Origin of the sequence: Variovorax sp. J31P207 (assembly GCF_030316965.1) — a bacterium.
In the GTDB taxonomy this organism is placed as follows: domain Bacteria; phylum Pseudomonadota; class Gammaproteobacteria; order Burkholderiales; family Burkholderiaceae_C; genus Variovorax; species Variovorax ginsengisoli_B.
This window is the reverse complement of record NZ_JASZYN010000001.1, coordinates 677,107-698,001: the sequence shown is the minus strand read 5'-3', so window position 1 is coordinate 698,001 and position 20,895 is coordinate 677,107. Positions and strand designations below refer to the sequence as shown.

18 protein-coding genes are annotated in these 20,895 nt (G+C 68.1%); 9 read left to right on the top strand and 9 right to left on the bottom strand.

Features of this window, described 5'->3' with window-relative positions; genetic code table 11:
* Positions 1 to 7 precede the first annotated feature (7 nt).
* Positions 8 to 1,489, bottom strand: coding sequence for a DUF4178 domain-containing protein (locus QTI68_RS03355; RefSeq protein ID WP_286519660.1), 1,482 nt, complete (start codon positions 1,487 to 1,489; stop codon positions 8 to 10).
* Complete coding sequence (locus QTI68_RS03350; protein WP_286519659.1) at positions 1,486 to 2,523, bottom strand: SPFH domain-containing protein; 1,038 nt, start codon at positions 2,521 to 2,523, stop codon at positions 1,486 to 1,488. Before QTI68_RS03350 ends, QTI68_RS03355 begins: the two co-directional genes overlap by 4 nt.
* A 403-nt stretch (positions 2,524 to 2,926) precedes the next feature.
* Here QTI68_RS03350 and QTI68_RS03345 point away from each other — a divergent pair, with 403 nt between their 5' ends.
* The 3 genes from QTI68_RS03345 (at position 2,927) to QTI68_RS03335 (ending at position 6,368) form a co-directional block, all read left to right on the top strand.
* A complete protein-coding gene (locus QTI68_RS03345) occupies positions 2,927 to 5,266 on the top strand; it encodes an NADP-dependent malic enzyme (RefSeq protein ID WP_286519658.1) in 2,340 nt (779 codons plus the stop codon).
* Positions 5,267 to 5,472: 206 nt separating this feature from the next.
* Positions 5,473 to 5,886, top strand: a complete 414-nt coding sequence (locus QTI68_RS03340; protein ID WP_286519657.1) for a guanyl-specific ribonuclease — start codon at positions 5,473 to 5,475, stop codon at positions 5,884 to 5,886.
* Between the two features lie 44 nt (positions 5,887 to 5,930).
* Positions 5,931 to 6,368, top strand: coding sequence for a barstar family protein (locus QTI68_RS03335; RefSeq protein ID WP_286520210.1), 438 nt, complete (start codon positions 5,931 to 5,933; stop codon positions 6,366 to 6,368).
* Between the two features lie 289 nt (positions 6,369 to 6,657).
* On the opposite strand, the gene rsmA is transcribed toward QTI68_RS03335, so the two are convergent.
* Genes rsmA through QTI68_RS03320 form a run of 3 tightly spaced genes read right to left on the bottom strand, consistent with a single transcriptional unit; the run spans position 6,658 to position 11,244 of the window.
* On the bottom strand, positions 6,658 to 7,422 hold the full coding sequence (rsmA, locus tag QTI68_RS03330) for a 16S rRNA (adenine(1518)-N(6)/adenine(1519)-N(6))-dimethyltransferase RsmA (protein WP_286519656.1): 765 nt from the start codon (positions 7,420 to 7,422) through the stop codon (positions 6,658 to 6,660).
* 22 nt (positions 7,423 to 7,444) lie between these two features.
* On the bottom strand, positions 7,445 to 8,830 hold the full coding sequence (locus QTI68_RS03325; RefSeq protein WP_286519655.1) for a peptidylprolyl isomerase: 1,386 nt from the start codon (positions 8,828 to 8,830) through the stop codon (positions 7,445 to 7,447).
* Between the two features lie 14 nt (positions 8,831 to 8,844).
* A complete protein-coding gene (locus tag QTI68_RS03320; RefSeq protein WP_503011617.1) occupies positions 8,845 to 11,244 on the bottom strand; it encodes an LPS-assembly protein LptD in 2,400 nt (799 codons plus the stop codon).
* Between the two features lie 99 nt (positions 11,245 to 11,343).
* Between QTI68_RS03320 and QTI68_RS03315 the strand changes: the two genes are divergently transcribed.
* The 5 genes from QTI68_RS03315 to QTI68_RS03295 all read left to right on the top strand — a co-directional run bounded on the left by QTI68_RS03315 (position 11,344) and on the right by QTI68_RS03295 (position 16,346).
* Complete coding sequence (locus QTI68_RS03315) at positions 11,344 to 12,438, top strand: aminoglycoside phosphotransferase family protein (protein ID WP_286519653.1); 1,095 nt, start codon at positions 11,344 to 11,346, stop codon at positions 12,436 to 12,438.
* The gene (locus tag QTI68_RS03310) at positions 12,435 to 13,154 is read left to right on the top strand and encodes a 16S rRNA (uracil(1498)-N(3))-methyltransferase (protein ID WP_286519651.1); all 720 of its coding nucleotides are present in this window, start codon (positions 12,435 to 12,437) and stop codon (positions 13,152 to 13,154) included. The genes QTI68_RS03315 and QTI68_RS03310 overlap by 4 nt, the downstream gene beginning before the upstream one ends.
* Before the next feature lie 3 nt (positions 13,155 to 13,157).
* A complete protein-coding gene (locus QTI68_RS03305; protein WP_286519650.1) occupies positions 13,158 to 14,528 on the top strand; it encodes a M20/M25/M40 family metallo-hydrolase in 1,371 nt (456 codons plus the stop codon).
* A 35-nt stretch (positions 14,529 to 14,563) separates the two neighbouring features.
* Positions 14,564 to 15,058: a YidB family protein gene (locus QTI68_RS03300; RefSeq protein WP_286519648.1), complete on the top strand. Its 495-nt coding sequence runs from the start codon at positions 14,564 to 14,566 to the stop codon at positions 15,056 to 15,058.
* A gap of 112 nt (positions 15,059 to 15,170) precedes the next feature.
* Positions 15,171 to 16,346, top strand: coding sequence for an MFS transporter (locus QTI68_RS03295; RefSeq protein ID WP_286519647.1), 1,176 nt, complete (start codon positions 15,171 to 15,173; stop codon positions 16,344 to 16,346).
* Here the strand turns inward: QTI68_RS03295 and QTI68_RS03290 are convergent.
* Both QTI68_RS03290 and QTI68_RS03285 read right to left on the bottom strand, forming a co-directional pair.
* The gene (locus tag QTI68_RS03290) at positions 16,343 to 17,170 is read right to left on the bottom strand and encodes an alpha/beta hydrolase (protein ID WP_286519646.1); all 828 of its coding nucleotides are present in this window, start codon (positions 17,168 to 17,170) and stop codon (positions 16,343 to 16,345) included. The genes QTI68_RS03295 and QTI68_RS03290 overlap by 4 nt on opposite strands.
* Positions 17,167 to 18,660 carry a M20 family metallopeptidase gene (locus QTI68_RS03285; RefSeq protein WP_286519645.1) on the bottom strand — a complete coding sequence of 498 codons (1,494 nt, stop codon included), beginning with the start codon at positions 18,658 to 18,660 and terminating at the stop codon, positions 17,167 to 17,169. Before QTI68_RS03285 ends, QTI68_RS03290 begins: the two co-directional genes overlap by 4 nt.
* Before the next feature lie 120 nt (positions 18,661 to 18,780).
* On the opposite strand from QTI68_RS03285, the gene QTI68_RS03280 reads away from it, so the two are divergent.
* Positions 18,781 to 19,611 carry a DUF72 domain-containing protein gene (locus tag QTI68_RS03280; protein ID WP_286519644.1) on the top strand — a complete coding sequence of 277 codons (831 nt, stop codon included), beginning with the start codon at positions 18,781 to 18,783 and terminating at the stop codon, positions 19,609 to 19,611.
* Between the two features lie 19 nt (positions 19,612 to 19,630).
* Here QTI68_RS03280 and QTI68_RS03275 read toward each other — a convergent pair whose 3' ends face one another.
* A complete protein-coding gene (locus tag QTI68_RS03275) occupies positions 19,631 to 20,170 on the bottom strand; it encodes a bactofilin family protein (protein WP_286519643.1) in 540 nt (179 codons plus the stop codon).
* Between the two features lie 128 nt (positions 20,171 to 20,298).
* Positions 20,299 to 20,886, bottom strand: a complete 588-nt coding sequence (locus tag QTI68_RS03270) for an IMPACT family protein (RefSeq protein ID WP_286519642.1) — start codon at positions 20,884 to 20,886, stop codon at positions 20,299 to 20,301.
* Positions 20,887 to 20,895: the final 9 nt, after the last annotated feature.

Genomic DNA, 20,895 nt, shown 5'->3' with positions numbered 1-20,895 from the left:
AAAACGTTTACTTGTGGCCGCCGCCACTCGAATAGCCGCCGTACGAGCCGCCCGCGCTGCGCGAGCCGCCGGAGCCGCCCCCACCGCTGCAGGTGCTCAGGATGATCAGCAGCACGATGATCACCACCACGATCAGCACGATGGTGCCGCAGCCCAGGCTCGACGCCGCGCTCACCGGCAGCACGTCGCTGCGCTTGAACATGTCCTTCTTGCGTTCGAGCTTGAACGCCGCCGCGACGGCCGCGCTGTCGATCCGGTTGCCGGACGACCAGGTCAGCTCGTTGGCCGAACGCTCCATCGACAGCAGCGCGCTGCCGTTGGCGAAGTCGCGGTTGAACGTCTTCTGGCCGCGTTCGACCCGCCAGTAGAACTCGCCCGCCACGTAGCCGGTCTCGGCGTTGTAGGCGTACTGCTGTTGATAGACCTTGCCCAGGTAGGTCGCGCGGGCCCCGCTCTCGGCCATGGTGGGCGCGCCGGTGGTCGGCTTCACGAGGCTCCAGCCGTCTTCGGCATCGACCAGGAAGCTGAAGCCGCGCTTCTTGTTGTAGAGCAGGTATTCGCTCCAGCCGAAGTGCTCGTCGTCGCCGGGCGCGACGCCCATCCGGTGCTGGAAGCCGACCACCTGCCAGTCGGCGCCCTGCAGCTGGCCGATGCTGCCGAGCGCGATCAGCGGCTGCACCGGCTCGTGCTGGGCCGCATGCCGGAGCTCGCCGCCGATGCCCTGCGAGAGGTCGATGATCTCGTTGCACGACCGGCAGGTGACGCTCTTGCTGTCTACCAGGTTGACCGTCACCGGCGAACCGCAGTTGGGGCAGTTGAAGCTGCGTCCCTTCTCGTCCTTGGCCGATTCGCTGCGCAGCCCGGTGAGCTGCAGGTCTTCGAGCCGCACCGAGCGGCCGAGGGAGGCGCCCGGCGGATCGGTGTCGTAGTCCAGGCTGAGTACCTGCCCCTGGTCGTTGCGAAGCTCCACCACCGCGAATGGACGGCCGAGTTCGGGCAACCGCGGCAGCTCGCCCTGGGCCGAAACCAGCGCCACCTGCTCGTTCGAAGCCACGGTGTAGGCCTGGCCATTGAAGGCGGTGGTCGCGCCGACGCGCAATTCGGCTGGCGGCGGCGCGGCGCGTTGCAGGTCGACCGGCAGCGCGAACACGAAGGCGCCGTTGTCCTCGCTCAGGACGCCGCTGCGGTCGCCGTCGAGCGCGGCGATCCATTCGGTCCAGCGGCCGCCGGCGTAGCTGTACTGCAGCCGGCCGACCAGGGTGAACGGCTGGTCGTCGATGCGGCCGGCCGCCAACAGCTGCAGCGGGCTGAAGTCGTCGAACAGCTCCGCCATCTTGCCGGTGCGCGCCAGGGTCTCGCCCTCGCGCACCACGGTGCTCTGGCAATAGGGGCAGACGGCGTGCGTCGACTGCGCCGATCGGAATTCGACCGGCGCACCGCAACCAGGGCAGGGCGCGCGGTAGTAGCGCTGGCTGCCGCTCGCGCTCACACGAGCTTTTTCAGCAGCTCCGCCTTCTTGGCGTCGAATTCTTCCTGCGTGAGGATGCCCTTGGCCTTGAGTTCACCGAGCTTCTCGAGCGTGGTCATCACGTCGGCCGGATTCACCACGGCCACCGTCGGCTGCTGCTGCGCTGCGGCCGGCTGCGCCTGCAGCCCCTGCGACAAGTTCTGCGCCAGCACCTGGCCCAGCGCGACACCCGCGCCGAGGCCCATCGCGTCGCCCGCGATGCCGCCACCGCCGCCCGCGCCTTCGGCGAATTTCGGGATCGCCTGGGCGGTCTGGTACTGCATGAACTTGCCCATGTCGTTGCCGACCATGCCCATGCCGATCTTCTGGTCGAGGATCTTCTGCAGTTCTTCGGGCAGCGAGACGTTCTGCACCGTGAGGGTCTCGAGCTGGATCCCGAGCTTCGCGAACTCCGGCGCCAGCTGCTTGGCCAGCGCCTCCGCGAACTGGACCTGGTTGGCCGCCAGGTCGAGGAACGGCACCCCGCTGGCAGCGATCGCGTTGCTGATGTTCTGCAGCAGCAGGCCCCGCAGCTGGCCGTCGATGTCGGCCACCGTGTAGATCTCGCGCGTGCCCGAGATCTCGGTGTGGAACAGCTTGGCGTCGCCGATGCGGAAGCTGTAGTTGCCGAAGGCGCGCAGCCGCACGGCGCCGAAGTCCTTGTCGCGCACCGTGATCGGCTGCGGCGTGCCCCACTTCTGGTCGACCTGCTGGCGGGTGCTGAAGAAATAGACGTCGCTCTTGAAGGGCGACTCGAAGAGCTTGTCCCAGTTCTTGAGGTACGTCAGCACCGGCAGCGTCTGCGTGGTCAGCTTGTAGAGGCCAGGCCCGAAGACGTCGGCCACCTGGCCCTCGTTGACGAACACCGCCACCTGCGACTCGCGCACGGTCAGCGACGCCCCGTTCTGGATCTCCATGTCGGCCATCGGGAAGCGCCAGGCCAGCGTGCCGTCGCCGGACTCGGTCCACTGAATGATGTCGATGAACTGCTTCTTGATGAAATCCATCAGCGCCATGCCGGCTCCTCGTCGAAGGGTGTTTCTGTGACGGCATATTGCCACAGCGTTCAAAGGACAACCCTGGGGACAGTTCCGGCACAACAAGGCACTTGTCCACAGGCCGACGGCCCGGCCGGAAGTTGTTCGCCTCGGCGCGACAGCAGCGAAGCGCGCCTGCGCACAGCCAGCGGGCTGCCGCAAGTCCTTGTCGCACATGAAAAAAATGCGACTGTCCACAGCGCAGGCGCGCCCTTACTACTACTACTAATTTAAATAAGAAGAATAAGAAGAAAAGATAGCAACAGCCGTTTTCCGTCTTTGGCCGAGCCGGGTGATCCAGAGCCGTGCGCGCCGCAGGGCGTTGGGTTCGAGGTCTACAATCGGCGCCCTTTACAAGAAGCGTCCTAGGAGGCACGGCCCAATGTCCGATTCGACTTCGCAGATCACCACGCCCGAAGACAAGCGCGCCGAACTGCGCCGCGCCGCGCTCGAGTACCACGAGCATCCGGTCCCGGGCAAGATCTCGATCGCGGCCACCAAGCAGATGGTCAACCAGCGCGATCTCGCGCTGGCCTACTCGCCCGGCGTGGCGGCCCCCTGCGAAGAGATCGTCAAGGACCCGGTCAACGCCTTCAAGTACACGGCGCGCGGCAACCTGGTCGGCGTCATCACCAACGGCACCGCCGTGCTCGGCCTCGGCGACATCGGGCCGCTGGCCTCCAAGCCGGTGATGGAAGGCAAGGGCGTGCTGTTCAAGAAGTTCGCCGGCGTCGACGTCTTCGACATCGAGATCGACGAGAAGGACCCGGTCAAGCTGGTCGAGGTGATCGCCGCGCTGGAGCCGACCTTCGGCGCCATCAACCTCGAAGACATCAAGGCGCCCGACTGCTTCTACGTCGAGCGCGAGCTGCGCAAGCGCATGAAGATCCCGGTCTTCCACGACGACCAGCACGGCACCGCGATCACGGTGGCGGCCGCGATGCTCAACGGCCTGAAAGTGGTCGGCAAGGACATCGGCCAGGTCAAGCTTGTCACCTCGGGCGCGGGCGCCGCGGCGCTGGCCTGCCTGAACCTGCTGCTGAAGGTCGGGCTGAAGCGCGAGAACGTCTTCGTGACCGACCTCGCCGGCGTGGTCTACGAAGGCCGTACCGAGCTGATGGACGACGACAAGCGCCAGTACATGCAGAAGACCGACGCCCGCAGCCTGAACGACATCATCGAAGGCGCCGACGTCTTCCTCGGACTGTCGGCCGGCGGCGTGCTGAAGCCCGCCATGGTCGCCAAGATGGCGGCCAAGCCCGTGATCTTCGCGCTCGCCAACCCGAGCCCCGAGATCGCGCCGGAAGACGCGCACGCGGTGCGCGACGACGTGGTCATGGCCACCGGGCGCACCGACTACCCGAACCAGGTCAACAACGTCCTGTGCTTCCCCTACATCTTCCGCGGCGCGCTGGACTGCGGCGCCACCACCATCACCGACGAGATGGAAGTCGCGGCCGTGCATGCCATCGCCGAGCTGGCGCAGGCCGAGCAGAGCGAGCGCGTGGCCGCGGCGTATGCGGGCGAGAAGCTCAGCTTCGGGCCCGAGTACCTGATCCCGAAGCCCTTCGACCCGCGGCTCATGATGAAGATCGCGCCGGCGGTCGCCAAGGCCGCAGCCGACAGCGGCGTGGCGCTGCGCCCGATCACCGACCTCGACGCCTACCGCGACAAGCTGCAGACCTTCGTCTACACCTCCGGCAGCATGATGAAGCCGATCTTCGATGCCGCCAAGCGGGCGCCGAAGAAGCGCGTCGCCTTCAGCGAAGGCGAGGAAGAGCGCGTGCTGCGCGCGGCCCAGATCGTGGTCGACGAAGGCATCGCCCGGCCGACCTTGATCGGCCGGCCGGCGATCATCGCCCAGCGGATCGAGAAGTTCGGGTTGCGGCTCAAGGAAGAACTCGACTACGACGTCGTCAACGTCGAGCAGGACCATCGCTACCGCGACTTCTGGCAGACCTACCACCGGATGACCGAGCGCAAGGGCACGACGGTGCAGACCGCCAAGATCGAGATGCGCCGCCGCCTGACGCTGATCGGCTCGATGCTGCTGCACAAGGGCGAGGTCGATGGCCTCATCTGCGGCACCTGGGGCACGACGGCGATCCACCTGCACCACATCGACCAGGTGATCGGCAAGCGCCCCGGCGGCTGCGCCAGCACGCCGCAGGACCTGCCGATCTACGCCTGCATGAACGGCCTGCTGTTGCCGGACCGCCAGGTGTTCCTGGTCGACACCCACGTCAACTACGACCCGACGCCCGAGGAACTGACCGAAATCACGACGATGGCGGCCGAGGAAATGATGCGCTTCGGCCTGAAACCGAAGGCGGCGCTGCTGTCGCATTCGAATTTCGGCACCAGCAACCAGCCCAGCGCGGTCAAGATGCGGCGTACGCTCGACCTGCTGCGGGTCCAGGCACCCTGGCTGGAAGTCGACGGCGAAATGCACGGCGACGTTGCGCTGGACGGCAAGCAGCGCGCGCAGGTCATGCCGCACAGCGCCTTGGCCGGCAACGCCAACCTGCTGGTGTTCCCGAACATCGACGCCGCCAACATCTCCTACAACCTGCTGAAGACCGCGGCCGGCGGCAACATCGCGATCGGCCCGGTTCTGCTGGGTGCGGCCAAACCCGTGCACATCCTGACGCCCAGCGCCACGGTGCGCCGGATCGTGAATATGACAGCGCTGACCGTGGCGGATGCCAACGCGGACCGATAAGCCGCTTGTCGATAGCGATCGCTAACTTCAAAACGGTCGCTTCCCCCTGTCGCCTGCTCAAAGATTGAGCAGGCGCTTGCTATTTGCGCGTCCCTGGTGCACACTTGCGGGCTTGAATTTGCGGGTTAACCCCAAGGCGCACTGCGGAGTGTGTCCTGGTCGGTCGACCCCCGGTTCGGTTCTCGCTCTATTCCTTCTGGTGCTCCATGGCGGCTTACGCCTCGATCTCGTCCCCGGTTTCCAAGTTTGCGCTCACTAGCGTCCTGCTGGTGGCCCTGACGGCGGGAGCCCAGGCTCGCGAATGGTTCGGCACCGGTGCCGGCATGCCGGCACAGGAAACGGTCGCGCTGGCCGAACTGCCGGTGCAAGGCCAGCGTACCTACGGGGCCATTTTGAACGGTGGTCCTTTCCGGCACGAAAAAGACGGCACGGTGTTCGGCAACCGCGAACGCCTCTTGCCGCAGGAACGGCGAGGCCACTACCGAGAATACACGGTCGATACGCCCGGTTCGCGTGATCGTGGCGCCAAGCGCATCGTCTGTGGAGGCGAGCGCACGGCGCCATCGGCCTGCTGGTATACGGCAGACCATTACGCGAGCTTTCGGCGGATCGTGCCATGAGCGAGCAACTGAATTGGAGCGGCGCTGCAAGGCGTCCTGAAGAAATGACGACGACGACAACCACGGAAAGACCAGCGGAGATGACCTTATCCCTTCGTGCAGTGCGACCCAACATCGTGCAGTCGATTCGCGCCTTCCGCGTGAACGACCTGCAGGAAGCGGCGCATGCGGCCGGTCAGCATTTCCTGTATGCGAACCTGGGCAACGCCCAGACCAAGCAGGATGTGCTTGACCTGATTGCCCAGCAATTCACCTTCCCGCAGCACTTCGGCAAGAACTTCGACGCGTTGTACGACTGCATGACCGATCCCTTGCACAAATCGGGCCCGCAACCGGGTTTCGTCATCGTGCTCGAGCAGATCCCGGCCAACGCCAAGTTCGACAAGGAAGCGCGCGAGCAGCTGCTGGACATCTTCCGTGACGCCTCGGACTACTGGGGAGACCGGAAGATACCGTTCAGGTGCTTCTATTCTTTTCTGTAGCCCGTTCTGCACACACCAGCCAAGCAGAACGGGCGAACGAGGCTTCCCAGGACAATGCGGCCGCTCCGGCGCCCGGCATCGACCTTCAGAATACCGACCCGGCCGCAGAAAAGATGCCGACCGACAAACTGGTCGACGTGTCGCCCCTGGCGCTGCGCATGAGCAGCCCCTTCAACGCGGGTTACTGGCTGGCAGCAGCGTAGCTGTTGCTCGCCCCCAGGTTGCCCGGCACTGCGTGTCCGGGCGCCCACCCGTTCACCAACGAAAGCCTGCCTTCGGCGGGCTTTTTTTATGGGGGGACGGATTGGGCCAGGGTGACGTACTCCTGGACCGGAACTTCCTCGGCGCGGCGCTGGACGTCGAAGGCGCCGGTGAAGGCATGGGCTTCGAGCCATTTGCCCAGCGTGTGGCGCAAGAGCTTTCGGCGCTGGCTGAAGGCGACCTGGACGATCTCGCCGAGGCGCGCGGCATCGACCGCCGGCGGCTGCGCCAGCGGCACCATGCGGACCACGGCACTGTCGACGCGCGGCGGCGGGTCGAAGCTCTCGGGGGGCACGAACAGCACGTTGTCCATCGCGTAGCGCCACTGGAGCATGACGCTGAGCCGGCTGTAGTCGGAAGTCGCCGGCCGCGCCACCATGCGGTCGATGACTTCCTTCTGCAGCATGAAGTGCTGGTCGGCGATGAGGTGCGCGAAGCCGAGCAGGTGGAACAGGATCGGCGTCGAGATGTTGTAGGGCAGGTTGCCGACGACGCGCAGGGGCGCCGGTGAGAACTTCGCGGCGAGGGCGGCGAAATCGACCTTCAGGACGTCGGACTCGATCACGTCGAGCTGGCCGTGGCCGCGCAGCCGCTGGGCCAGGTCGCGGTCGAGTTCGATCACCGTCAGCCGGCCCAGCCGTTCGACCAGCGGCTGCGTCAGGGCCGCCAGGCCCGGCCCGATCTCGACCATCGCATCGCCGGCCTTCGGCGCGATCTCGCGCACGATGGCGTCGATGATCCCGCCATCGGTCAGGAAGTGCTGGCCGAAGCGCTTGCGCGCGACGTGCTTCACGAGCCGGCGCCCTGGAACGGCTTCATGACTGCGGCGGCTCGCGGTATTCGACGTAGGCGCGGGCGCGCACTTCCTGGGCCCAGGTCTCGGTGGCTTGCTCGACCTTTTTCTCGCGCAGCACGGCGCGCACGGCTTCGCGCTGCTCGGCCTGGCTCAGCTTGGCTTCGCGCCGGCCCTGGACCTGGATCAGGTGGACGCCGAATCGCGTGACGACCGGATCGCTGATCTCGCCCGGAGCCAGCCGGTTCACGACTTCCTCGAACTCGGGCACGAACAGTCCGGGCCGCGACCAGCCCAGGTCGCCGCCTTGCTTGGCGCTGCCGTCTTGCGAGTTGTCGCGTGCCAGGCCGGCGAAATCGGCCGTGCCGCTCTGGATCCGGCGCTTGAACTCGGCCAGCTGGGCCACCGCTTCGGCGGTGCTGCGCTTGGGGTCATTGAGCAACAGGATGTGCCGCACCTCGGTCTGCGTGACGACGGCGTCGCTTGCGCCCGGCTGCGACTTGGCCATCAGCTTGAGCACGTGGAAACCGACGCTGGAACGGACCGGGCCCGCAATGCCGCCGACCGGCGTCGACTGCGTGGCCTCGACGAAGATGCCCGGATAGCGGTCGGCGCTGCGCATGCCCATGAGGCCGCCGCCGGAGCGGTCCGGCGCGTCGGAGTTCTGGCGCACCAGCGTCGGGAAGTCCTCGCCGGCGCGGGCGCGCTGGGCCAGGGCCTGGGCCCGCTGCTGTGCCTTGGCGACTTCGTCGTCGCTGGCGCCTTCGGGCACCAGCACGACCAGTTGGGCAATGCTGAGGTTGGCGGCGATCGCCGCATTGGCGCCGGCACGCTGCTCCTTGATGAACTGGTCGACATCGGCATCCGTGATCTTGACCTTGGCCTCGATCTCGCGGTCGCGCAGGCGGGTGAGGGTCAGTTGATCGCGCAGGTCGCGTCGGAACTGCTCTTGCGACATGCCCTCGGCCGCGACCCGGCGGCGCAGCTCGGTGACGCTGATCTGGTTCTGCCGCGCCACGGTCTGCTCGGCCTGGTCGACCGCCAGGTCGTCCACCTTGACGCCGTTTTCCTTGGCGAGCTGGAGCTGGGCCCGTTCGTTGATGATCCGCTCGAGCACGATTCGGGCGAGTTCGGGCCGGGGCATGCGCTGGGCTTCGGGGCTTTCGCGCAGCAGGCGCTGCATGCGGGATTGCACCTCGGTGTTGGTCACCGGCTCGGAATTGACCAGGGCGACGATGTACTCGGCCGATCGCCGGGTCGGCACGGCGGCCGGTCGCGGCTCGGACGGCAGCGGGGCCGGCCCCAGCCGCTGGGAGCCGCGCATGATGTCGGTGATGCCCTGGGCGCCGGCCGTGGCGGTCAGGGTCGCCAGGCAGGCCAGGGTGATGAGGGATCGGATGGGTGTCATGGCGAAGCTCGATCTCAGTCGTAATTGGTGAAGCGGCTCGGGCCGATGCTCGGGGTGCGCAAAGGGGTGTAGCGCTGGATGTTCTGCGTCAAAGAGCGTCTCGGACTCGAGCCGAGGGCCGCGAACCCGACCAGCTCGAGCTGGAACATGATCCGCGTGGTGGCCGTGGCCTGTCCGGTGGTCACGCGTTCCAGCACCACGCGGCCGATCCAGCAACAGCCGTCGTATTCGAAACCGAGCACGCCATCGGTCAGTTTGCTGGATTCCAGACTGTAGTTCAAACGGCCTACGGCGTACCAGCGCCCGCCGCCTTGACCCCTGCCGGAACCCAGGTCCTGTCCCTTGTCGCCCCAGAGGTCGTTCAATGGCCATTGCCAGCTGACGTCGACCGCCCGGTTGCCGTCGTTCGAAGTGGGCGTGGTGTCGGCCTGGTAGCGGTAGGCGGCGCTGATGGTGCGATAGGGGCTCGGGTTGTAGCGCGCGCTGAGCGCGGTGCGCGCCGAAGTCTGGGTGTCGGGGTTGTACTGCACCGTGCCGTCCACGCTCCACTTCGGCGTCCAGTTGATCTGGGCGCCGAGCAGCAGGTCGCTGAAACGGTCGGTGACCGGCACGCCGCCGGGCATGGTGACCAGCTGGTCGGCGAAGCGCAGCCGCTGGGCGATGCCGAAGCGGGCGGCTTCGGCGCCGGTGTCGGGGTCGATCAGCCGGGTGGTCACGCCCAGGGTCAGCAGGTTGCTGTCGGAGATGCGGTCGTTGCCCGAGAACGCGTTCTCGGTGTAGACGGTCGCGAAATTGAAATCGTTCTGCGCCGTGTCGTAGACCGGCAGGTAGTTCTGGTTGCGGAACGGCGTGTAGACGTAGAAGGCACGCGGCTCGAGCGTCTGGCGGAAGGCCCGCCCGAAGTAGTTGGCATCGCGCTCGAAGATCAGGCCGCTGTCCAGGCTGAAGGTCGGCACCACGCGGTCGGCATGGGTCGCGCCGTTGGTCAAGAGCGGGCCGTCGAACTGGTAGGCGGTCGCGTTGAGCATCACCTTAGGGACCACGAAAGTGCCCGGGGTCAGGAAGGGCCGGCTCAGTGACGCCACCGAGAACACCCGCTCGCCGTTGGGCTGGCCGCCCTGCTCGAGCGGCTTGGCCTCGAAGCGGGTGTAGTCGTTGTTGAGCGAGAAGTCGAAGCCGTTCCAGTCGAACTTGTTGTAGTTCGCCGTGATCTGCGGCATCCGGTCGTAGGGCGGCACGATCGGTGCCGGTGCGTACTGCAGCGTCTGGTAGCTCAGCACCCGGGCGACGCCACTCCATTCGCCCTTGGTCCAGTTGAGCGAGCCGTCGTTGGCCAGCAGGCGCTGGGTCAGCGAGGGCGTGCGGGTGAAGTCGCGCCAGTAGTCGTTGTCGCTCACGCGGTTGATGGCGAGCGTGCCGACCAGCGAGTCGAGGGCGAAGTACTGGGCGTCGAAGGTCTGCGTGTGGTGCGTCCAGACACCCCAGCGGTCGCGGCCGTCGCGCAGCCGGTCGTCCGGCATGTAGTCAGCCCGGATCTCGCCGTTGTACTTCTCTTCGAGGTAGCGGAACTCGGTGCCGAGGTTGATGCCGCGCTTGCTCATCACCGTCGGGTACAGCGTGGCATCGCGGTTGGGCGCGATGTTCCAGTAGTACGGCGTCGTGATTTCCAGACCATTGACGCTGTCCTGGCCGATGACCGGCGGCAGCATGCCGGACTTGCGGTCGTTGCTGAGCGGAAAGCTCAGCGACGGGAACGGCGGCGTGGTGACGCCCATGAAGGTCAGCCGCGCGTTGGTGGCGACGCCGACGTTGTCCTCGGTGTCGGTGGTGAGGGTGGCGGCGCTCAGCAGCCAGGCCGGCATCCAGCCCGGATAGTCCTCCGGCCGGCAGGTGGTGTAGGTGGCCCGGCGGGCGACCGAGACGTTGCTGTCGACGAAGTCGATGCGCTCGGCGTCGCCGTGGCCGCCGGTCTCGAGGAAGCGGTAGCGGACCTTGTTGAAGAAGCCCTCGAAGGTCTCGATCTTGAGCTCGACCTCGGGGCCTTCGTACTCGTTGCCGGCCTGGTTGATGCGCACGTTGCCGGTGGCGCGGGCGCGGTCGTCGGGCTGGTAGTACTCGAGCCGGTCGGCCCTGAGCGACAGGTCGCCGCGGCGCAGGGTGGCATTGCCCTCGACCACGGTCTCGAGGTCGGGCCGGCCGGAGATCTTGTCGCCATCGACGAAGGTCGGAAGCTGGCTGCGCAGCAGGGGCGGGATGGTCTCCGTGAGCTGGGGCGTGCGCTTGAGAACGAGCGGCCGGTCGAGGTCTGCATCCTGTGCCCATGCGCCTTGCGCATGCAGCAGCGCCAGCGACAGCAGCGCCAGGGGCAAGGGCGGGCGGCACCGGCGCCGGGTGGCTCGGTTCAAGTCAGGCATCGGTACGGGGGCAAATTTCGTCTGGGAGGGGGAGGGCGGCGACTCGGGCCGACGGGTTGCGGAGCTCCGCGCCAGGCGGATTTGTAGAATCGATTATCCATGACAGCCTCCCAGCCACCGTCCGGCGCCGCCGCCCCCCGTCCCGAAGCACCGGCCTGGAGCGACCCGGCCCGCGCCAGCGCATTCCAGCAATGGATGGCGCGCATTTCCGATCGCCACCACCTGCTGCCCGCCAGCGTGCGCCTGGCCTCGGCCGACGCCAGCTTCCGGCGCTATTTCCGCGTCGACGCGAGCGCCGGCGCGCCGACCCGGATCGTGATGGACGCGCCACCCGCGCAGGAGAACAGCGCGCCTTTCGTGCAGGTCGCCCAGCTGATGGCCGAGGCCGGCGTGCGCGCGCCGCAGGTGCTCGAATGGGAGTCGGCCGACGGCTTCCTGCTGCTCGACGACCTCGGTCGGCAGACGATGCTGGATGTCATCGATCCGAACGACCCGCAGGCAGCCCGGCCGCTCTACGACCAGGCCATCGATGCGCTGATCCGCTGGCAGCTGGCGTCCAGGCCCGCCGTGCTGCCGCCCTACGACCGGGCGCTGCTGGAACGCGAACTGGCGCTGTTCCCCGACTGGTACATCGCGCGCCATCGCGGCATCGCGGTCGAAGGCACCTTGAAGGAGCGCCTGGAGCGCAGCTTCAAAGCGATCGTCGAGAACAACCTCGCGGCCGCATCCGTCTACGTGCACCGTGACTTCATGCCGCGAAACCTGATGGTCGGCGACGCCGATGCCCTCGGGGTGCTGGATTTCCAGGACGCGGTGTACGGGCCGGTCACCTACGACATCGCGAGCCTGATGCGCGACGCCTTCCTCAGCTGGGACGAGGAATTCGTGCTCGACGTCACGGTGCGCTACTGGGAGCGGGCCCGCAAGGCCGGCCTGCCGGTCGACCCCGACTTCGGCGCCTTCTACCGGGCGGTCGAATGGATGGGCCTGCAGCGCCATCTGAAGGTGGCCGGCATCTTCGCCCGGCTGACCTTGCGCGACGGCAAGCCGAAGTACCTGGCCGACACGCCGCGCTTCATCGCCTACATCCGGGCCACCGCCGGCCGCTACCGCGAACTGACGCCGCTCCTGCGCGTGGTCGACGAGATCGAAGGCACGCAGGCCCAGACCGGCTTTGCCTACGGACGCATGTGACGGCGCGTTTCCACTGCGAGTCGGCGCTCGCCGCCGACAGCGTGCTGGTGCTGCCGGCGGGTGCCGCGCGCCACGTGCAGGTGCTGCGGATGCAGCCGGGCGAAGCGCTTACGCTGTTCAACGGCCTCGGCGGCGAGTACGCCGCGACCGTCGAACGCATGGGTCGCAGCGAGGTCTCGGTGCAGGTCGGCGCGCACGCGGCGATCGAGCGTGAAGCGCCGCATCCCATCCAGCTGGCGGTCGGCATGCCGGCCAACGAACGCATGGACTGGCTGGTCGAGAAGGCCACCGAACTGGGCGTGGCCGGCATCCAGCCCCTGATGACCGCGCACGGCGTGTTGCGGCTCAACAGCGAGCGCGCCGACAAGAAGCGGGCCCACTGGGAAGCGATCGCGATCGCGGCCTGCGAGCAGTGCGGGCGCAACCGGGTGCCGGTGATCCACCCGGTGCGGACCTTCGGCGCCTGGCTGGACGCGCCGCTGGGAGACACCACGCGTTTCATCCTGAGCCTGGCGCCCGGCACGCGCGGCGTCGCCGATGCCGCGCAGGACCTGCAGCGCGGGGCCTGGGTGCTGAGCGGCCCCGAGGGCGGCCTGAGCGCGGCCGAGGAACAGGCCGCGATCGCGCAGGGTTTTGCGCCCCTGACGCTCGGTCCGCGCGTGCTGCGCGCCGAAACCGCCGCACTGGCCGCGCTCGTCGGGCTGGCTGGCCGCTGACCGATGGCGCCGCGCTTTCAGGGGCCGAAGAAGCGGCCCGCCACCGCCATCATGGTCCTGGCCATTGCCACCCTGGCATTCGGCGGCGCCCGGGCCCAGAACTCCGCGGTGGCGCCGACGCCGACCTACGTTCGCCCGGTGGTCGACCAGGTCTATTCGCAGCTGCTCGCCGCGCCCACGGTGCGCAAGCTGCTCGATGCCGTGAAGGCCGACCACGAACGCTCGATCGAGGACCTGCGGATGCTCACCGAGATCGAGGCACCGCCCTTCAAGGAACAGCGGCGCGCGGAGGCGTTCCTGGCCCGCATGAAGGCGCTGGGCCTCGCCGACGCCCGGATCGACGCCGAAGGCAACGTGATCGGTGTCCGCAAGGGCAGCGGCAACGGCCCGAGGCTGCTGGTCTCGGCCCATCTCGACACCGTCTTTCCGGCCGGCACCGATGTCCGCGTGAAAGAGCGCGACGGCCGGCTCCACGCCCCCGGCATCTCGGACGACACGCGCGCCCTGTCGGTGCTGCTGTCCTGGCTCAAGGTGCTCAACGACCAACAGGTGAAGACCCTCGGCGACCTGATCTTCGTGGGCAATGTGGGCGAGGAGGAACTGGGCAACCTGCGCGGCATGAAGGCCATCTTTCGCGACCACCTCGACATCGACGGCATGGTCGGTCTGGAGCCGGCGGCCGACGGCACGGTGCTGGTGCTCGGCACCGCGAGCCATCGCTACGAAGTGACTTTCAAGGGCCCCGGCGGCCACAGCTACGGCGCTTTCGGCCAGGTGCCGAGCGCGGTCCATGGCATGGGTCGCGCGATCGCCCGGATCGCCGACATCGAGACCCCGGCCTCGCCGCGGACCACCTTCACGGTCGGCACCGTCAGCGGCGGCACCTCGGTCAACACCATCGCACCGGACGCGCGCATGACGGTCGACATCCGCTCCGACGAAATGGGTCCGCTGCTGGACACCGAGAAGAAGGTGCTGGCCGCCATCGACGAGGCGGTGGCGGCGGAAAACAAGCGCTGGAACGTGAGCACCCTGAGCGCGTCGACGAAGCTGATCGGCGACCGGCCCGGCGGACGCACGCCGGTCGATTCGGTGATCGTCGAGGCGGTCGTGCGCTCGAACGCCGCCTTCGGCCACCGCACCCTGCTGGTGGGCGCCAGCACCGACGCGAACGTGGCGATGTCGCTCGGCATCCCGGCGATCACGATCGGCACCGGCGGCAGGACAGGTGGCTTTCACGCGTTGTCCGAATGGATCGACGTGACAGACGCCTGGCAGGGCGCGCAGAATGCCTTGGTGACCGTGCTCGGGCTGGTCGGCGTGCAGGGCGTGAGCGAACCCCTGCTGGCCAGGCGCCCGCCGCGAGCCCGGTAGCGCTCGTTCCAACCTTCCACATTCAGGAGCCCATCATGGGATTGCTCGATTCGGTACTCGGTCAAGTGCTCGGCGGCGCGCAGCAGCAGCCCCAGGGCGGCGGCGGCCTCGGTGGCCTCGGTGATCTCGGTGCGCTGCTCGGCGGCGCCGGCGGCTCGGCGGGCAACCTCGGCGGCCTGGCCGGCGCGCTCGGCGGCCTGCTCGCCAACAACGGCGAGCACGGCGGCCTGGGCGGGCTGGTTTCCAAGTTCGAACAGGCCGGCATGGGGGATGTCATCGGCTCCTGGGTCGGCAAGGGCGAGAACGCGCCGATCACCGGCGGGCAGCTGCAGGACGTGCTGGGCAATGATGCGATCTCGGGCATCGCCCAGAAGCTCGGCATCAACAGCACGACCTTGCTGCCCATGCTAGCCACCCTGCTGCCGACGCTGATCGATCACCTCACGCCCAAGGGCCAGGTCCCGGCCGAAGGGCTGGGCACGCACGACGACCTGCTGGCGTCGCTGAGCGGCCTGCTGCAGAAAAGCTAGCGAACTTTCCGCCTCGACTTCGAGCTCGAACGGCGCCGCAAGGCGCCTTCTTTTTGGCGCGAGGCAGCGGTCGGCCGTGATAGAACGGGCATCCTCCTTCCGCCCCCGGCCCATGAACCGCAATCTCTGGCTGCTCGCCATCTGCCAAGGCCTGTTCCTCACGAACAACGTCACCTTCATCGCCATCAACGGACTGGTCGGGCTCTCGCTGGCGCCGCGCGGCTGGATGGCGACCTTGCCGGTGATGGGCTATGTGGTCGGCGGTGCGCTGGCCACGGGCCTGGTGGCACGCACCCAGCAGCGCTGGGGGCGCCGGCGCTCGTTCCAGATCGGGATCGCGGTGGCCTTCGGGTCGGCGCTGCTGTGCGCCCAGGCCGCGGTCTGGCAGAACTTCTGGCTGCTGTGCGCGGCCACCGTGGTCGCGGGCTACTACAACGCCAACGCCAGCCTCTACCGCTTCGCCGCGGCCGAGCTCGCGCAGCCCGAATGGCGCGAGAAGGCGGTCTCGCTCGTGATGGCGGGCGGCCTGCTCGGGGCGGTGGCGGGCCCGAACCTCGCCGCCGTCACGCGCCACTGGTTCGCGGTGCCTTTCGCCGGCGCCTACCTGGCCCTGGCGGTGGTGGCGCTGCTGTCGCTGGCGCTGATGCAGTTCATCGAATTTCCGCCGCTGGCGGCCCGTTCCGCGGCGCAGGGCGGGCGTCCGCTGGCCGTGCTCGCACGCCAGCCGGTGTTCATCGTGGCCGCCGTGGCGGGCGCGCTCGGCTTCGGCGTCATGAACCTCCTGATGGCCGCGACCCCGATCGCCATGCAGGTCTGCAGCCTGCCCTTCGAGGACGTGGCCCTGGTGCTCGAATGGCACGTGATCGGCATGTTCGCGCCGGGCTTCTTCACCGGCCACCTGATCCGCAGGCTCGGCGTGCTGCCGGTCATGGGTGTGGGGCTGGCGCTCAACCTGGGCTGCATCGGGGTGGCGCTGTCGGGCGTGGACCTGCACCAGTTCCTGATCGCGTTGTTCATGCTCGGCGTCGGCTGGAACTTCCTTTTCACGGGCAGCACCACGCTCTCGCTCACCGCCTACACCCCCGAGGAGCGGGACCGCGCGCAGGGTGCGCTCAACTTCTGCATCTTCGCGACACTGGCGCTGAGTTCGTTCGCGTCGGGCGTGCTGGTCACGACGCAAGGCTGGCGGCTGCTGAACCTGGGATCGCTGGTCCCGGTGGTGCTGACCGGCGCCGCGCTGCTGTGGCTCGCGCGACACCGCCGCAGTGCCGCGGCCGCGGTGGCCTAGCCGGTCGGGAAGCGGGCATCGAGCCAGGCCCGCAAGGCATCGAACACCGGTTCGGCATCGCGCTCGTTGAAGATCTCGTGGTAGAGCGCCGGAAAGCAGAGGCTGCTGACGACCGCCTGCGGCGCCGCATCGGCAAAGGCCCGGCTGCCGGCCGGGTTCACGAGGCGATCGTCCCCTGCATAGAGCAGCAAGGTGGGCACCCGCCAGGCCGGCGCCGCCGCCTGCACCGCGGCACCCTCGTCGGCCAGGAAGCGTGCCAGTCGCGCGCCGATGCGGTCGTGGCACAGCGGGTCGGCCCGGTAGGCGTCGACCACCGCGGGCGCGTGCGAGAGGGCGTCGAGCGCGAGCCCGTTGCCAACGCGCAGGCCGGGCGCCAGGCGCGACAGGGCGGCGACCAGCAGCTTCTGGAAGGCGCTGAGTCCGGCGTCGAGCGCCGGCGACGACAGCACCAGCGCGTCGACCGTTCGCAGTCCGCGCGCCACGGCGCTGGCAGCCACCAAGCCGCCCAGGCTGTGGCCGAGCAGCACCAGCGGCAGCGCAGGGAAGGCGTTGCGGGTGTCGTCGATCACCAGCGCCAGGTCGTCGACCAAGCGGGTCGGGGTCGGCAGCCCGCCGCGCGCGCCGCTCGATGCGCCATGACCATGGTGGTCCGCGGCGCGCGCCGCGAAGCCCCAGGCGTTGAGCCGCGCGGCGAGCGGGCCGTAGCGGCCCGCATGCTCGCCCAGTCCGTGCACCAGCACGACCACGGCGCGGGCGGCACCGGCCGCGACCGGCCAGTCGTGCAGCGCGAGCGTCTCGCCGTCGGGCGTGCGCAGGGTCGTCAAGCGGCGGCGCTGCGGGCGGCCGGCAGCGCGGCGATCACCTCGGCCACCGCGGCCGTCAGCTTCTTCGCATAGGGCACGTGCAGGAATTCGTTCGGGCCGTGGGCGTTGCTCTTCGGGCCCAGCACGCCGCAGACCATCATCTGCGCCTTCGGGAAGCCCCGGCTCAGCATGTTCATGAGCGGGATCGTGCCGCCCTGGCCGATGTAGCCGCAGTCGGCGCCGAAATGGGCTTGCGAAGCGGCATTCAGGGCGCGTTCGAACCAGGAGGCGGTGTCGGGCGCGTTCCAGCCGGTGGCGCCGCCGCCGCTGTCGAACGTCACCTTGGCCTGGTACGGCGCGTTGTCCTCGAGCAGCTGCTTGAGCTGCTGCACCGCCTGGTCGGCATCGACCAGCGGCGGCAGGCGCAGCGACAGCTTGAAGGCGGTGTAGGGACGCAGCACGTTGCCGGCGTCCTTGAGGGCCGGGAAGCCTTCGGCGCCGGTGACCGACAAGGTCGGCTTCCAGGTGCGGTTGAGCAGGGCTTCCACCGGGTCGGTGGTGGTCGGCAGGGCGAAAGTGGTCGAGCCGCCGCAGTCGTAGTGCGCCCACGGAAAGCGCTTGTAGACCTCCTCGCCGAGGATCGCGGCCGTGGCGCGCGCCTGCGCCAGGCGTTCGGCCGGCACTTCGCAATGGAAGCTCTCGGGCAGCAGCCGTCCGGTCTTGCTGTCCTCGAGGCGGTCGAGCACCTGCCGCATGATGCGGAAGCTCGACGGCACCAGGCCCGAGGCGTCGCCCGAATGGATGCCTTCGGTCAGGATCTCGACCTTCAGCGTGCCGCTCGCCATGCCGCGCAGCGAGGTCGTGAGCCACAGCTGGTCGTAGTTGCCGGCGCCCGAATCGAGGCAGATGACGAGCGACACCTCGCCCAGGCGCGGGCGCAGGGCATCGACATACGGCAGCAGGTCGTAGGAGCCCGATTCCTCGCAGGTCTCGATCAGGCCGACGATGCGCGGATGGGCCACCCCCTGGGCCTTGAGCGCCTGCAGCGCCGCCACGCTGGCGTACACCGCGTAGCCGTCGTCGGCGCCGCCGCGGCCGTAGAGCAGGCCGTTTTCGTACTTGGGCGTCCACGGGCCCAGGTCGTTGCGCCAGCCGGTGAACTCGGGCTGTTTGTCGAGGTGGCCGTACATCAGCACGGTCTCCTTCATGTCGGTGCCGCTGGCGGGCACTTCGAAGAACAGCACCGGCGTGCGGCCTTCGAGGCGAACGATCTCGAGCTTCAGGCCCTCGACCTTCTGGGCTTCGACCCAGGCAGCCGCGTTGCGCAGCACGGTTTCGAGGTAGCCGTTGCGCGACCAGTCCTTGTCGAAGCCCGGCGACTTGGCGGGGATGGCGATGTAGTCGGTGAGCTGCTTGACGATGTCGTGGTCCCATTGGGACGAGACGTCAGCCAGTGCGCGGCCGGCATCGAGCAGTCCGGCCGGCATTTCACGGTGGAGGGGGGCGTTCATGAAGTTCTCCGCGGGATCGAGAGAACGATGTTAGTGCGTCTTGCGACCTTCTGCCCGAATGGCACCGCCGCGCCGGATGCGATAAAAATGCGGGCTTCGCCACAGCGACCAAGGCCAACCATGAGCGCGCGCACCGACAAGGACTCCCCATCGACCCCGCTGCGCATCCGGGTCGGCATCGGCGGCTGGACCTACGAGCCCTGGCGCGACAACTTCTACCCGGCCAAGCTCCCTCACGCCCAGGAACTGGGCTACGCCAGCCGGAAGCTCACGGCGATCGAGGTCAACGGCACCTACTACAGCACCATGAAGCCGGCCAGCTTCAAGAAGTGGCACGACGAGACGCCCGAGGGCTTCGTGTTCTCGCTGAAGGCCTCGCGCTTCGCCACCAACCGGAAATTGCTCGCGACCGCCGGCGATTCGATTGCGCGCTTCATCGACAGCGGGATCGAGGAGCTCGGCGACAAGCTCGGACCGATCGTGTGGCAGTTCATGCCGACCAAGGCCTTCGACGCGGAGGACTTCGCGGGCTTCCTGGCGCTGCTGCCGGAAAAGGCCGGCAGCCGTGCGCTGCGCCACGTGATGGACGTCCGGCACGAGAGCTTCAAGGCGCCCGAGTACCTCGCGCTCGCGCGCAAGCACAAGGCAGCGACCGTGTTCACCGATTCGGACAAGTTTCCGTCCTTCGCCGACCTGACGGGCGACTTCGTCTATGCGCGGCTCATGAACAGCGATGCGGCCCAGAAGACCGGCTACGCACCGAAGGCGCTCGATGCCTGGGCCGAGCATGCGCGCACCTGGGCCGCAGGCAAGGCACCGGCGGCGCTGCCGCATGTCGAGGACAGCGCGCCCAAGGCCGGCAAGGCACGCGATGTCTTCGTCTTCTTTATCAATGGCGCAAAAGAAAAGGCACCCGCGGCTGCGAGTGCCTTGATCGAAAGGCTGGGCTGACGCCCAGCCGGGCCGGTGATCAGGCCGCGGCTTGCAGGGCTGCGGCGGGCTTCGATGCGCCGGCCGACGGTGCCGAGGTGCCGAAGCTGATCTCGCCCGACAGCTGGCCGCCTTCTTCGACGACGATCTTGCCGTAGCGGATCTTGCCGGTGACCTTGCCGGTCGAGTGGATCACGAGCTTTTCACGCACCGTCAGGTTGCCGTCGAACAGGCCGCGAATCTCGGCGATGTCGATCTCGGCCGAGCCCTTGAAGGCGCCTTGTTCGGCGATCTGCATGACGCGCGAATCCATGGTCGCTTCGACCAGGCCTTCGACCACCAGCGTGTCGCAATCGGTGATCTCGACGCCCTTGAGCTTGATGTTGGGGCCGACGGTGAGCTTGCTGCCGCCTTCCTTGGCGACGCTGGCGGCGGCGTTGGCGGCCTGGGTCGTGAGCGTGGACGGATTGACGGGCGTGCCCGAGAGATTGGTGCTCGAACCCATCAGCGGCGCGGGACGGGAGGTAAGACTTTCGGCTTCGCGATCGCGTTTACCGAAGAAGGGGGACTGTGTGGCCAATGGGTAGCTCCTCAAAACGTCTATCGTAAGAACGACATTTCGCCTCACCGTACTTCATTGCGCAAGAGGCGTAACTGAATAAATCGTTCTTGGCGCGGAATCGCGAACTTTTGCATCAACTTGCGCGCTCAAGGCTGCAGCCAGGCGGCGCGTCCTTGCGTGGCATCGTCGAGCCGGGAGATGAAGGCCCCGGCGTTCGGATCGGGCAGGCTGAAGTCGAAGTGCACGAGGCCTTCGTGGCGCACCTGGTTCAGCGTCGCGTCGGCGGCCGCGAGTTCGCGCCGCAGCAGGCCTTCGAATGCATAGGGCACCGCGCAGTGCAGCGTGCGCTGGCGCACCTGCGGCAGCAACTGTGCGTCGACCAGCGTCTGCGCGATGCTGTCGGTGTAGGCCCGCACGAGTCCGCCGGCACCGAGCTTGACGCCACCGAAGTAGCGCACCACCGTCGCCAGCACGCCGTCGAGATCGTGGTGCCGAAGCACTTCGAGCATCGGCCGTCCGGCGGTACCGCCGGGCTCGCCGTCGTCGTTGGCCGCGGACTGCCCGCCCGCCATCAAGGCCCAGCACACATGCGCCGCCGCCGGATGCGCGATGCGCAGCGCCTGGACCACCGCCTGGGCCCCGGCCCGGTCGGCCACCGGTTGGACGCAGCCGATGAAGCGGCTCTTCTTGACGATCAGCTCGCTGTGGCGCGCGGCGGCGAGAGTGAACGGCATGGCCTCGCC

Coding starts and splice junctions, on each gene's coding strand:
- QTI68_RS03285 (WP_286519645.1), bottom strand. CDS start 18,660: ATGAACGCCCCCCTCCACCGTGAAATGCCGGCCGGACTGCTCGATGCC.
- QTI68_RS03315 (WP_286519653.1), top strand. CDS start 11,344: ATGACAGCCTCCCAGCCACCGTCCGGCGCCGCCGCCCCCCGTCCCGAA.
- QTI68_RS03325 (WP_286519655.1), bottom strand. CDS start 8,830: ATGACACCCATCCGATCCCTCATCACCCTGGCCTGCCTGGCGACCCTG.
- QTI68_RS03345 (WP_286519658.1), top strand. CDS start 2,927: ATGTCCGATTCGACTTCGCAGATCACCACGCCCGAAGACAAGCGCGCC.
- QTI68_RS03300 (WP_286519648.1), top strand. CDS start 14,564: ATGGGATTGCTCGATTCGGTACTCGGTCAAGTGCTCGGCGGCGCGCAG.
- QTI68_RS03350 (WP_286519659.1), bottom strand. CDS start 2,523: ATGGCGCTGATGGATTTCATCAAGAAGCAGTTCATCGACATCATTCAG.
- QTI68_RS03280 (WP_286519644.1), top strand. CDS start 18,781: ATGAGCGCGCGCACCGACAAGGACTCCCCATCGACCCCGCTGCGCATC.
- QTI68_RS03305 (WP_286519650.1), top strand. CDS start 13,158: ATGGCGCCGCGCTTTCAGGGGCCGAAGAAGCGGCCCGCCACCGCCATC.
- QTI68_RS03320 (WP_503011617.1), bottom strand. CDS start 11,244: ATGCCTGACTTGAACCGAGCCACCCGGCGCCGGTGCCGCCCGCCCTTG.
- QTI68_RS03340 (WP_286519657.1), top strand. CDS start 5,473: ATGGCGGCTTACGCCTCGATCTCGTCCCCGGTTTCCAAGTTTGCGCTC.
- QTI68_RS03295 (WP_286519647.1), top strand. CDS start 15,171: ATGAACCGCAATCTCTGGCTGCTCGCCATCTGCCAAGGCCTGTTCCTC.
- QTI68_RS03270 (WP_286519642.1), bottom strand. CDS start 20,886: ATGCCGTTCACTCTCGCCGCCGCGCGCCACAGCGAGCTGATCGTCAAG.
- QTI68_RS03335 (WP_286520210.1), top strand. CDS start 5,931: ATGACGACGACGACAACCACGGAAAGACCAGCGGAGATGACCTTATCC.